Consider the following 12,488-nt stretch of genomic DNA (forward strand, 5'->3'; position numbering starts at 1 on the left):
CATGATCGATACGACCGCTCGCTTGGCGCTGCCGATGCTTCATGCCGGACAGGCGCAGAAGGAGATGACGCACAACGAGGCCCTGCTGGCACTCGACGTGTTGCTGCACCCGGCGGTGGAGGAGGTTGGGCGCAACCAGCCGCCTGACGCACCGAGTGCCGGCCAATGCTGGATCCTCGGCGATGCACCGGTCGATGCCTGGGCCGGGCAGGCGGGCAGCATCGCGGCATGGACGGAGGGCGGCTGGCGCTTTCTTCGCGGTTGCGAAGGCATGCTGCTCTGGTGTCGCAGCGACAGGCTTCCCGTGCGGTGGCTGGGGGGTGGCTGGGTCACCGGCGAGGTGCACGGCACGCGCCTGATGGTGGGGGGAGACCAGGTGGTTGGTGGACGACGCCCCGCGATTGCCGGCCCGAGCGGCGGCATGGTCGTGGACGTCGAAGCGCGCGCCGCGCTTTCGCTGGTGCTGGAGGCGCTTCGTGCTCATGGATTGGTGGCCGGCAACGCCGAATAGCTGTTGCAGTTCCGCAACACTGCTGGTTTTTGTTCGCTTGCGCGGAAACGAAGGCCGAAGTAGGGAGTTTGCGCTGTCCGTAGGACAACCATGAAAGGGGAATAGAATGCGGAAGCTTGCCGTCACATTGGCGCTCGCGACCACTGCGCTTTCGACTCCCGCCCTTGCCCGCGACAACGCGTGGTACGTGGGCGTGGAAGGCGGCGCGATGATCGTCGAAGATATCGACTATGACCTCTCGACGCCGGCTGGTGGCACCTCCACCGTCGACCACGACTATGGTTATGACGTCGGTGGCTTTGTCGGTTACGACTTCGGCGCGTTCCGCGTTGAAGCCGAGGTCAGCTATCGCAGCGCATCGCTCGACAGCTATCGTTCCACCACCGCAATCCCGGTCTACGGTGCTGCAGGCGGTCTCGGCTCGGCCGCCGCAGGCGACTATGACGCCGGCGGCAGCACCTCGGCCCTGTCGTTCATGGGTAACGCCATGCTCGACTTCGGCGAAGACGACGGCGTGTCGGGCTTCGTCGGCGCCGGTGCCGGTATCGCACGCGTCAAGGCGAGCGATTATCGCCTCAACGAGAACGGCTCGTTCCTCGACGACTCCGACACGGTCTTCGCATGGCAGGCGATCGCGGGTATCCGCGCGCCGCTGTCCGAGAACGTGGACGTGTCGCTGAAGTACCGCTTCTTCAACGCTGAGGACGTCAACCTCGTCGACGTGACGGGTCGTGGCTACGACGGTCGTTTCCGGTCGCACAGCATCCTGGGTGGCCTGACCTTCAACTTCGGTGAGCCGGCTGCTCCGCCGCCGCCGCAGACGGTGTGCACCCCGGGGCCGTACATCGTGTTCTTCGAATGGGACAAGTCGGACATCACGCCGGAAGCGGCTGGCATCCTCGACAACGCCATCTCGAACTACCAGTCGTGCGGCAACGCGCAGGTCATGCTGGCCGGTCACGCCGACCGTTCGGGCGCAGCCTCGTACAACGTCGGCCTCTCGCAGCGCCGTGCGGACTCGGTCCGTGCGTACCTCGAGGGTCGCGGTATCCCGGGTGGCGTGATCTCCTCGGAAGCGTTCGGCGAGAGCCGTCCGCGCGTCGAGACCGCCGACGGCGTGCGCGAACTCCAGAACCGTCGCGTGGAAATCACCTACGGTCCGGGTTCGGGCATGTAAGTTCGACCTTCTGGTCGAATGGAAATTGGGGAGGTCGGGCAACCGGCCTCCCTTTTTCTTTGTCTACGGTAGAACGGAAGCGGCGATTCCAGGCGCAGGCAGACCTGTCGCATCCGCGGCTGCGACCTTACCGTCAGACGTTTTGCCGCTGGTGGACGCTCGCTCTCGCGCAAACCCGCCGGACGGGGAGTGCCGCAACGGTTTGAAACCCGGGCGTGGTGGCCAGCCTGCCGCGTTTAGAAGCGATGCGCCGCCTTCCGTCAGGACGCGGCGCTTTCCTCGCTGTCGGACGCGAGGGCTTCGGTCAGCCAGCCGGGCATGATGGCATCGCCGAGCGCATCGACGCGCCGATGTTCCACCATCAGAGACAGGTCCGGATAGGTCGCACGCGTGCGATCGCCGGCCTCGCCGATGGGGGCAACCACCAGGCGACGGTTGACCTTGGACCGGTGGTGCATCCGCGCCGTGTTCTCCTGCCCGACGTAGCAGCCTTTGGTGAAGCTGACGCCCCCGAGCTCTCGTGCGTTGCACTCAAGCCACAGCGTCTTGTCTTGCCCCAGTTCGGCGACGCCCTCCGTCACGCCGAGTGCGAGCCGGTGCGCAATCCAGCTTCCGGCCGGCGCGGCTGCTGGCGCCAGCCAGCGGCGACCAAGTTCCGCAAGGCGCGGGTCCGCAACCCCCTCCTCCCCATCCGGGCTCCAATGCACGCCATCGGCGACCGGCTCGATCGTGACCGGCCGGCGCAGCCGGTACAGCATCAGCCGCCGGGCCAGCGCCTCTGCCTGGGCCGCCTCGCAGTCGATCAGCACGGCATCGCCATCATCCCACAGGATGAAGTCGAAGAGCGCCTTGCCCTGCGGCGTCAGCAGTCCGGACCAGCGTGGCGTCTGCGGAGCCACGGTGCCGACGTCCTGCGTCACCAGCCCCTGGAGGAAGGGACGCGCTTCCGCTCCGCCGACGCGGAGCAACGCACGGTCGGCAAGCCAAGTGCCAGGTCTGGTTTCCGTCATGCCGGCAAGGTAGGGAGGCGGTGCAGCAGACGAAAGGGCGACCGTGGCAAGCTTTGACCTCAAACTGGCAGGCGGCACCGTTCACCTGCCCGGCGGACCTGCCGCGCAGGAACTTTGGGTCCAAGACGGCCGTGTGGCGCAGATCGGCGGGCAGGGCGATGCCGGCGCCGTGATCGACTGTACCGGCCTCGACGTCCTGCCGGGCGTGATCGACACCCAGGTGCATTTCCGCGAGCCCGGCCTGGTCCACAAGGAGGATCTGGAAAGCGGCAGCCGCGCGGCCGTGCTGGGCGGCGTGACCGCGGTGTTCGAGATGCCGAACACCAATCCCAACACCGACAGCGCCGAGGCGATCGCGGACAAGCTCGCGCGTGCCAAGGACCGCATGTGGTGCGACCACGCGTTCTACGTCGGGGCGACGGCAGCGAATGCCGAGCAGCTGGCGGAGCTTGAACGGCTTCCAGGGACGGCTGGGGTGAAGATCTTCATGGGATCTTCGACGGGCAACCTGCTGGTCGACGATGATTCGAACCTGCTCCGCGTCCTGCGCTCCGGCCACCGCCGCGTCGCGATTCACGCCGAGGACGAGGATCGCATGAACGCGCGCGCCGGCGAACGGGTGACGGGCGATCCGCGCTCGCATCCGGTGTGGCGGGACGACGAAAGCGCGATGATCGCGACGCGTCGCATTCTACGGCTGGCGCGGGAGGCGGGCCGGCGGATCCATGTGCTGCACGTCACCACCCCTGCAGAGCTCGAGCTGCTGGGGCAGAACAAGGACGTGGCCTCATGCGAGGTCACACCGCAGCACCTGACGCTGGCGGGTGAGGAGGCCTATCCGCGGCTGGGCACCCATGCCCAGATGAACCCGCCGATCCGATCCGGTGCGCACCGCGACGGCCTGTGGTATTGGCTGAACCAGGGCGTGCCCGACGTGATCGGTTCCGATCATGCGCCGCATACGCTGGAGGAAAAGGCCAAGCCCTACCCGGCGAGCCCCAGCGGCATGCCGGGCGTGCAGACCTTGCTGCCGCTGATGCTGGACCATGTGGCGGCCGGCAGGCTCACGCTGCAGCGCCTGATCGACATGACGAGCGCAGGTCCGCAGCGCCTCTTCGGCCTGGTCCGCAAGGGGCGCATCGCGGTCGGCTATGACGCCGACTTCACGATCGTGGACCTGAAGAAGCGCTGGACGGTGGAGGAGCCCTGGCTGGCGTCGCGTGCGGGCTGGTCCCCGTTCACGGGCATGACGCTGACGGGTCAGCCCATCGGCACGATCATCCGGGGCCAGCAGGTGATGTGGGAGGGGCAACTCGCCTCACAGGCAATCGGCGCGCCGCTGCACTTCGAGGCGGTGGACTTCGGCTGAGCGAGCCGAGGCTGAACGGAGCGGCCGCGGGCGTGTCCCGCGGCCTTCAAGCCTGGGATGCTCGGATCAGAAGGGCATCCACTTCGATTTCTCGGTGAACTTCATATAGCCGATGTTGGCGCCGAGCCGCCAACCCACGCCGAGGCGCACCGGGATCAGCACCACGTCCCCGCGGCGCAGGTAGCTCGCCGAGAATCCGCCGACGAAATAGGCGCGCCCTTCCGCCTGCGGGAAACGATTGTAGAGTTCCTGCGAATCGTAGAGGTTGTAGACCAGCACGAACACCTTGGTCGCGTCGCCGCCCACGTCGAACCCGACCGAGGGGCCCGTCCAATAGACCGGCCGCTGGCCCTCCACCCGGTGGCTCATCACGCCGGAGCCGTAGCGCAGCCCGACGACGAACGCGCCGGCCGCCTCGCGGCCCGCAATATAGGCGTTGGGCTCACCCTGATCCTTGAGGATGTTCTCGAGGAGGCCGGCCAGGCCCTCGGCGCCCTTGCCGAACACCCCCTCGGCGGCGTCGATCAGGTCGTCGCGCTTGTAGGTGTCCGCCGATGCCATGGTGGCGCCGGGAGCCGCGGGGGCGGGGCCGGGCGTGGACGGTGCCTGCTGGGCGGGATAGTCCGCCTGCGGCGCGACTGCGGGGTCCGGCTCGGCAGCCGGCGCGGCTTGTTGCGTCCGGGGTGCCGAATCGAGATCGCTATCGATTGCCTCATTGGGATCGACAGTGCGCATCTGCGCGGCCGCGGGCGTGGCCATCGCCACCGCAACGCTTCCCAGCATCAGCCAAAACCTACGCATGCCACTCCCCCGGAGAATTCAGTTCCATCCTCTATCCGCGCCTGCCGCTTACGCTGCAATGAATGGCGCGACGATCCGAGTCCTACACGCGCTCGAAAAGCGATGCGACCCCAGTTGATCCCTGCTCGCATGCTGGCTATAGCCGCGCCCTCAAGGCCGGTTCCCGGAGACGTGGGTGAGTGGCTGAAACCAGCGGTTTGCTAAACCGCCGTACCGGGATTACTGGTACCGAGGGTTCGAATCCCTCCGTCTCCGCCAGAACTGATTGATCCTGAGGTATCTCCCAACCCTGGGGTTTAGCCCACTTCGGCACCCACTTCGATGTGGCTTCTGGCGAACGCCTTCACCATAATTTGCCGCAGGCGCCGATCTCGGGAGCCGATTGGCTGGCGGTCGTTCGATCTGCCGGCAGCTCTCGAGCAGGTTGAGGTGGATAGCTGCGGCCAGCGTTTTCCAGGATGATCACGAAACCGGACAGCCCGACCGATCGCCCGTCGCAGGGGATCATCGGCTAACGCAGGCCCGGTATCGAGAACCCCCCATCGCTCAGGATCGTCTGGCCGGTGACGAAACCGGCTTCCGCGGTGCAGAGCCAGACGGCGACCGCCGCCACGTCCTCTGGTTCGCCGAGGCGCTTGAGGGCAGCCTGGTCTGCAAGCGCGCGATATGTTTCGGCGCTCAGGCCCGCCGACATCGGTGTGCGGATCACGCCCGGTGCGACGTTGTTTACCCGAATACCCCGCGGGCCCACCTCAAGCGCAAGCGCGCGTGCGAGTGCGTCCAGGCCGGCTTTGCTGGGAGCATAGGCTGACATGCCCGGCGTCGCCGCCTCGGCGACGAAGGACGATGTGTTCACGATGCTGCCCCGACGCTCGGAGGCAATCATCGCCCTGATCTCTGTACGAGCCAACAGCCATACGCCGCGTAGGTTGGTGGCGATGACAGTGTCGAAATCCTCGGCGGTCATCTCGACGATGGGTTTGTACGCGCCCAGCGTGCCGGCGTTGTTGAAGGCGGCGTCGAGCGGCCCCAGCCTGTTCTCCACGTCTGCAATCAGCCGCTCGACGGCCTGCTCGTCCGAAACGTCGGTCGGCAGTGCCACCGCCCGACCCCCTGCATGCTCGATCGCCTCCGCCACTTCGACCAACGGAGCTTCGCGCCGCCCTGCCAGGGCGACCGCCGCGCCTTCCCGGGCGAACAGAATCGCGGCCGCCCTTCCGATGCCGCTGCCGGCGCCGGTCACCAAGGCAACCTTACCTGCCAGCCTGCCGATGTTGGGATTCGTCATGCGGATCTCCTTTGTCCGCGCACAAGATCGTTGATGTCGTGACCGAAACAATCGACTCTTCCAGCAACACACTCCTGAACAGGAAACAGCAATGCGCGGCGTGGAATATGCAGAGTTGGAGGCGTTTCTCGCCGTCGCGCGCGAACGCAGCTTCCGCCGCGCGGCCGATGCGCTGGCGGTGTCTCCTTCCGCAATCAGCCACACGGTACGGGCGTTGGAAGCAAGGCTCGGCGCGAGACTCGTCAACCGAACGACCCGCAGCGTCTCCCTGACGGAAGCCGGGCAGCGCCTGCACGATGGACTGGCGCCCGCGTTCGCCGATATCAAGGGCGCCGTGCAGGAGATCGCCACCGGCGCTGCTGCGCCGTCCGGACTGGTGCGCCTGACCGTACCGCGCGTCGCCGCGCAAATGGTTCTGGCTCCCATCCTGGGCTCTTTTCTGGCGAGTTTCCCCAAGGTCCGCCTGGAGGTCACCGTCGACGACGCTCTGGTGGACAGCGTCGCGGATGGGTTCGACGCCGGCATCCGCCTGGCCGATCAGGTACGGCGGGACATGGATGCGGTTGCGGTGAGCGGATCGCTGCGTGGCGTCGTCGTGAGTTCGCCCGCGTATCTTGCGGCCCACGGCATACCCGGCTCGCCCGACGATCTTCACCGCTTTCGCTGGCTCAACTACCGCCAGCCGTTCAGCGGCCGACTGCTGCCGTGGGAGTTCGTTCGGGGCAGCGAAACGGTGGCACTGTCCCTCGACGGCCCTCTTGCCTCCAACGACCCGGACCTGTTGATCGCGGCGACGCTGGACGGCGCTGGCCTAGCCTATCTGACCGAAGCGACGGTGGCCGATCATCTCGCCACCGGACGGCTGCTGCGGGTGCTCGACGATTGGTGCCCGACGTTTCCGGGGTGGCAGCTGTATTTTCCCAAGGGTCGACACATCGCGCCCGCGTTGAAGGCGCTGATCGGCTTTCTGTCGCAACCCTCGCGCTGAGAGGGCGGGGGACACGGAACGCCGAGTGCAGCTGTTTTCGAAGGCTCCTACGCCGATTGCGGCGTGGACCACATCCCTGCGGCACGCTGCACATGATCGGCGATGAGCCGGAAGGCCTGGTCCATGACGGACGACCTTCGCCACGCCAGCGCAATGGAGCGGTGGGCGTTCCAGCCGGCCACGTCCAGAACGGCGAGACCCGCGGATCCGCCGACGTCGGACGACAGGTACAGCCCCGGCAGGACCGACAGTCCCAGGCCGCTCGCGACCATCTGGTGAAGGCTGTCGAGGCTGGTGCCTTCATAGTCACGGCTGAGCGCCAATCCGAATTCCTCCGCGATGCCGGCGACCTGACGGTGAAGATGGTGGCGCGTGTCGAGGGACAGCAGGGTCTGCCCGGACAGCAGCGCCCGATCGACGGTGCCGGCCGCCGCGATGTCGGCGTCGACGGCGGACACGAGATGCAGGGGTTCCCGGAACAGCGGTTCCACCACCAGATCCTCCCCCATGATCGGCAACGGGCCGAGCAGGACGTCGAGGTCGCCGCGGGAGAGTTCGAGCGCCTGCCGGTCGGGGATGCCCTCGCGCACGTACAGGCGCAGGCCCGGTGCCGCGCGGTGCAGGTCTGCGATGATCGGCGAGAGGAGGTACGGGCCCAGCGTCGGCGTGGTGCCCAGGCGAAGCGTGCCGGTTATGCCGCCCGCGGCCCCCGCCGCCAGCGTCTCGATATCGCGCACTTCGCCCAGCACCTGCCGCGCCCGGGCAACGATGCTTCGGCCGATCGGGGTGAGGATGGCGCCACCCGCCGCGCGATCGAACAGCGAGACGTTCAGGCGCGCTTCCAGCGCCTTGATCTGCTGGCTGAGGCTCGGCTGGCTGACCCGCACCGATCGGGCGGCCTGAACGAAGGACCCGGTATCGGCGATCGCCACCAGGTACTGAAGCTGACGAAGGGTGGGCATGGCGGCTTCCACGATTGGCTGGCGACCGATGCCAGCATTTCCACAAATTTGATAGGCAGGTCCTATGGGCTGCATAGACGGCTCTGCCTTGCCTCTCTGGGGGCTTTCCCGGAATGGGGCCGGCCCAGGCAGCAGCGGTGCGAGGCGTAAGTGGCGGCGGGCAAGCGGATTGGCTTCAGACAGGCGATAGCTTGGATCTCGGAGATTGTCGGACCCGACACCGCCTATGTGCGGCTGGGCATCGTGTACACGATCGCGATCAGCCTGCTGTCGCTGGCGACGCCGATCTCGGTCCAGTTGCTCATCAACAGTGTCGCCAATATCGCCATGCCAGCGCCCTTGTGGTCGTTGTCCGGCGTGCTGCTGTTGCTGCTGCTGATGGTCGCGACTCTGAGCGCGGCGCGCGTGTACCTGATGGCGGCGTTCGAGCGACGCGTGTTCGCCCGGGTGGTGGCGGAGGTTACCGTGCGTGCCGTGCACGCGCAGAACCCGTTCTTCGGCGACGCCGGCCGCGGTGACCTGTTCAATCGCTACTTCGACCTCACCGTTGTTCAAAAGGCGGTGCCCGGCCTCGTGATCGGCGCGTTCACCATCCTGCTGCAGGCGGTGGTCGGGCTGGTGGTGACGAGCTTCTACCACCCCTTCTTTCTTGCCTTCAACGTCGTGTTGGTGATCGCAGTGCTGCTGGTCTGGCTGATCTGGCAGCGCGGGGCGATCACCGGGTCGGTCGCGCTGAGCCATGCCAAGCACGACACGGCGCGCTGGCTGGAAAGCGTGGGCAGCTCCAACGGATTCTACAAGTCGAGCCGGCACCTCGGCTTCGCCATGGACCGATCCGAGGCGATGACGGCCGCCTATGTCGGCGCGCACCGCCGCCTGTTCCGGTACACGTTCGCGCAGACGCTGAGCTTCCTGCTGATCTACGCATTCGCCAGCGCTGCGTTGCTGGCGCTGGGCGGCAACCTGATCCTCAGGAACGAGCTGTCGGTGGGCCAGCTGGTGGCGGCCGAGCTCATCCTGTCGGGCGTGTTCTACGGCATCTCGCAGCTCGGCTACTACCTCGACATCTTCTACGATCTGGTGGCCGGTTCGGAGGAGCTGTCGCTGCTGTTCGCGCTTCCTCAGGAGCGTCCGCCGGTAGGGGAGGCGGGCGCTCCCGGCGACGGTGCGCTCAGGCTCATGGACGTGGCGTTCGAAAATGCACGCTTCGACTTTGCGGTGGATGCCGGCGAACAGCTGGTGGTGGTCGCCGAGCCGGAGGCGGAACGCAGGCTCGCGATGCTGCTGAAACGCTATGTCCAGCCCGAACAGGGGCTGGTGCTGATCGGGGGTGCCGATCTGGAAGCCCTCGATATGTATCTGCTGCGCTCGCAGGTGCTGGTGCTCGACCGGCCCACCATCGCGGAGGTGACGATCCGCCAGTATCTGTCGCTCGCCGCGAGCGACGTGTCGGCCGTCCGGATGCAGGAGGCACTGGCGGCGGTGGGGCTTCAGCAACGGATCGCGCGGCTTCCGGAGGGATTGGACACGCCGCTCGCCTCGACCGGCTATCCGCTCGGGCTGGGCGCGATGATGGCGCTCAAGCTCGCCAATGCCCTGCTGGTCGCGCCCCGGCTGCTGATGCTCGGGCAGCTCTACGACCTGCTACCACCCGGCCGGCTGGCGAGCGTGCTGCGGATGCTGAAGGCGCGCGGCACCACCACGCTGCTGTTCAGCGGTCGTCCGGAGGACTTGGCGCTGGATGGCTGGTTCCATCTCGGCTCCAAGCATCAGCAGCGCTTCGCCACGCTTCGCGATCTCCAGGACCACCTTGCCCATGGGGAGGAGGCCGATGCCCTATCGTCCTGAACATCTTTCGCACTTCGGAATGCTCGCACGGCAGCGCCCGCCGCGCATGCTGGTCGCGCTCGCCTGGATGGTGACCATCGGGATCTGCGTATCGGTGTTCATCCTGTTCGCCGTGCCGTGGGTGCAAACCGCGCAGGGCCAAGGCCAGGTTGCCGCGCTCGATCCCGGCGATCGCGCGCAGGAAGTGTCCGCCCTCGTGGGCGGGCGGGTCGAGCGCTGGTACGTCCATGACGGCCAGCATGTCGCCGCCGGCGATCCGATCGCGCGGGTGGTCGACCTCGATCCCAACCTTCTTTCCCGGCTTGCCGCCGAACGCGCCCAGGTTGAGGCGGAGATCGCGGCAGTGCGCCAGGCGCAATCCGTTGCCGCCATCGACGTGGGCCGCAGCGGCCAGCTGCTGGCCGAAGGACTGGGATCGCGACGCGACTACGAACAGGCGCAGATCAAGGTCGCCGATGGTGCGGCCAAGCTCGCGGAATCGCGCGCCAAGCTCAACCGAATCGATGTCCAGCTCAATCGGCAGTCGGCGCAGCTGGTCCGCGCACCGCGCGACGGACGCATCCAGAGCATCAATGCCGCTGCCGGCGGGGCGCTGGTGTCTGCCGGAACCGTGCTGGCGGTCGTCGCGCCGGAGCGGGTGGAGCGGGCGGTGGAGCTGTTCGTCGACGGGCGCGACGTTCCGCTGATCCAGCCCGGCCGACCGGTGCGGCTCGAGTTCGAAGGCTGGCCGGCCATCCAGTTCAGCGGCTGGCCCGCGGTTGCGCACGGACTGTTCGACGGCAGGGTACGCTCGCTCGACCCGACGGCTTCGGCGTCCGGCATGTTCCGCATCCTGGTCGAGCCGGTGCCCGGCAAGCCGGCATGGCCCGATCGCCGGTTCGTGCGGCTCGGCGGCAAGGTCCAGGGCTGGATCCAGGGGGAAACCGTGTCGGTAGGGTATGAGCTTTGGCGTCAGCTCAACGACTTCCCGCTCGATTTCGGACAATCGCAAGAGGCCGTGACGAAGGGCGGCGCGCCCAAGGAAGACGAAGCCAAGGCGGCATTGAAGGCGGGCAAGGCAAAATGATCGTGCGCGTCGGACTGGCCGTACTGCTGTGCCTGGCACCGTGCACCGCGAGCGCGCAGACCCTGCCCCCCACGGCCGATGTCGCGCCCGCGCCGCTGACACTTGCCGAGGTGCTGCGCATATCCGCGCGCGCCGCACCGCAGATCGTGGAGCAGCTCGCCCGCATCCGCCAGGCGGAAGGCCGGGCGCTCGCCGCCGAAGGTGCGTTCGACACGGTGTTCGACGTGGACGGCCGGTCGCGCGCGCTCGGCTATTACGACGGCAGCGTGGTGGAGGGGCGTGCCACCCGCCCGTTCACCGACAACGGCGGCTATGCCTATGGCAACTACCGCGTGTCGCGCGGCAGCTTCCCGATCTACGAGGACCAATATTACACCAACCGGGCCGGCGAGCTGAAGGTCGGTGTGCTGTATGCCTTGTTGCGCGACCGTCTGGTGGACGAACGCCGTACCCGCCGCACGCTGGCCGCAGGCGATCTGGACCTTGCCCGCTTCGAGGCGAATGCCGTCGCGATCGGCGTGCAGCGAAGGACGATCGACGCCTACCAGAACTGGGTCGCCACGGGCCTCCGGCTGCGTGCGTATCGTGACCTTCTCGCCCTGACGGAAAGCCGGCGGGGAGCAATCGCGCGACAGGTCGAACTGGGTGCCCGGCCGCAGATCCTGCTCACGGAAAACGAGCAGAATCTGGTGCGGCGCCGGGCGCTGGTGGTGCGGGCCGAAGGCGATTTTCAGGCGGCGGCAAACGCGCTGTCGCTCTATCTGCGCGACGAGAACGGCGAGCCTCTGGTGGTCGGGGCCGAGCGGCTTCCGACCGATGCCGGCGCACTGGGGGGCGTAGCATCGGTGGCGTCCGTCGAGGCGGACGCGCTCGCCGCGCGCCGCCCCGACATTCAGACGGTGCTGGCGCGCATCGACCAGTCGCTGTTGCGGCTGGCGCAGGCCGAGAACGAACTCAAGCCCCGCCTCGACCTGCGCGGCGAGCTGGGCAAGGATGTGGGACCGGAAGGGCTCGGGGGCTCCAGCCGCACCCCGCTGGAGGCGATCGTCGGCTTCCGCTTCTCCGTGCCGCTTCAGAACCGCGCCGCCAAGGGGCGCGTCGCCGAAGCCAGAGCGGAAATGGACGCCCTTAACGCGCGCGGCAGGTTCCTGCGCGACCAGGTCGCGGTGGAGGTGGAGGGTATCACCATTGCGCTGGGCGCAGCCGAACGACTGGCGGAAGCCGCCGAACAGGAACGGGTCCTGGCCGAGCGCCTGGCCGAAGGCGAGCGACGGCGGTTCGCGCTTGGATCGAGCGACTTCTTCCTGGTGAACCAGCGTGAGGACACCGCCAACGACGCCCGCGTGCGCCTGATCGACGCGCAGGCGCGGATCGCCGCAGCCCGCGCCGAACTCGCCGCGGCAACAGCGGATCGGGTCGCCTTGGGGTTGCAACCCTAGGATTGACCCGGCGTGCGAACGCGCGGGGC

11 protein-coding genes and 1 tRNA gene are annotated in these 12,488 nt (G+C 67.5%); 8 read left to right on the forward strand and 4 right to left on the reverse strand.

All coding sequences use genetic code 11. The annotated features are described in order from the left end of the window. Position 1: 1 nt before the first annotated feature. On the forward strand, positions 2-511 hold the full coding sequence (locus VPH46_RS02425; RefSeq protein ID WP_416608578.1) for a DUF2793 domain-containing protein: 510 nt from the start codon (positions 2-4) through the stop codon (positions 509-511). Positions 512-617: 106 nt separating this feature from the next. After that, positions 618-1,688 carry an OmpA family protein gene (locus VPH46_RS02430; RefSeq protein ID WP_416608580.1) on the forward strand — a complete coding sequence of 357 codons (1,071 nt, stop codon included), beginning with the start codon at positions 618-620 and terminating at the stop codon, positions 1,686-1,688. Between the two features lie 260 nt (positions 1,689-1,948). Here the strand turns inward: VPH46_RS02430 and VPH46_RS02435 are convergent, their stop codons facing one another. Further along, the gene (locus tag VPH46_RS02435) at positions 1,949-2,698 is read right to left on the reverse strand and encodes a YgfZ/GcvT domain-containing protein (protein WP_416608582.1); all 750 of its coding nucleotides are present in this window, start codon (positions 2,696-2,698) and stop codon (positions 1,949-1,951) included. Between the two features lie 43 nt (positions 2,699-2,741). Between VPH46_RS02435 and VPH46_RS02440 the strand changes: the two genes are divergently transcribed. Continuing rightward, positions 2,742-4,067 carry a dihydroorotase gene (locus VPH46_RS02440; protein WP_416608584.1) on the forward strand — a complete coding sequence of 442 codons (1,326 nt, stop codon included), beginning with the start codon at positions 2,742-2,744 and terminating at the stop codon, positions 4,065-4,067. A gap of 66 nt (positions 4,068-4,133) precedes the next feature. Here VPH46_RS02440 and VPH46_RS02445 read toward each other — a convergent pair whose 3' ends face one another. Then, positions 4,134-4,868 (reverse strand): DUF1134 domain-containing protein, encoded by a 735-nt coding sequence (locus tag VPH46_RS02445; protein ID WP_416608586.1) that lies wholly within the window; start codon positions 4,866-4,868, stop codon positions 4,134-4,136. Between the two features lie 165 nt (positions 4,869-5,033). Between VPH46_RS02445 and VPH46_RS02450 the strand changes: the two genes are divergently transcribed. Further along, positions 5,034-5,126: transfer RNA gene (locus tag VPH46_RS02450), tRNA-Ser, on the forward strand. A gap of 253 nt (positions 5,127-5,379) precedes the next feature. Here VPH46_RS02450 and VPH46_RS02455 read toward each other — a convergent pair. After that, entirely contained in the window at positions 5,380-6,156 is a 777-nt protein-coding gene (locus VPH46_RS02455) for an SDR family NAD(P)-dependent oxidoreductase (protein WP_416608587.1), read from the reverse strand. A gap of 91 nt (positions 6,157-6,247) precedes the next feature. Here VPH46_RS02455 and VPH46_RS02460 point away from each other — a divergent pair, with 91 nt between their 5' ends. Further along, on the forward strand, positions 6,248-7,144 hold the full coding sequence (locus tag VPH46_RS02460) for a LysR family transcriptional regulator (RefSeq protein WP_416608589.1): 897 nt from the start codon (positions 6,248-6,250) through the stop codon (positions 7,142-7,144). A gap of 47 nt (positions 7,145-7,191) precedes the next feature. On the opposite strand, the gene VPH46_RS02465 is transcribed toward VPH46_RS02460, so the two are convergent. Continuing rightward, on the reverse strand, positions 7,192-8,106 hold the full coding sequence (locus VPH46_RS02465; RefSeq protein ID WP_416608591.1) for a hydrogen peroxide-inducible genes activator: 915 nt from the start codon (positions 8,104-8,106) through the stop codon (positions 7,192-7,194). A gap of 150 nt (positions 8,107-8,256) precedes the next feature. Between VPH46_RS02465 and VPH46_RS02470 the strand changes: the two genes are divergently transcribed. From VPH46_RS02470 to VPH46_RS02480, 3 genes are read left to right on the forward strand one after another with little or no spacing between them, the layout of a single operon-like run. After that, complete coding sequence (locus tag VPH46_RS02470; protein WP_416608593.1) at positions 8,257-9,954, forward strand: ABC transporter ATP-binding protein; 1,698 nt, start codon at positions 8,257-8,259, stop codon at positions 9,952-9,954. Then, positions 9,938-11,020 (forward strand): efflux RND transporter periplasmic adaptor subunit, encoded by a 1,083-nt coding sequence (locus VPH46_RS02475; protein ID WP_416608595.1) that lies wholly within the window; start codon positions 9,938-9,940, stop codon positions 11,018-11,020. The genes VPH46_RS02470 and VPH46_RS02475 overlap by 17 nt, the downstream gene beginning before the upstream one ends. Next, positions 11,017-12,459 (forward strand): TolC family protein, encoded by a 1,443-nt coding sequence (locus VPH46_RS02480; RefSeq protein WP_416608597.1) that lies wholly within the window; start codon positions 11,017-11,019, stop codon positions 12,457-12,459. The genes VPH46_RS02475 and VPH46_RS02480 overlap by 4 nt, the downstream gene beginning before the upstream one ends. Positions 12,460-12,488 lie beyond the last annotated feature (29 nt).

This window comes from Sphingomonas sp. MJ1 (PH-R8) (assembly GCF_048058635.1).
Lineage (GTDB): Bacteria > Pseudomonadota > Alphaproteobacteria > Sphingomonadales > Sphingomonadaceae > Sphingomonas.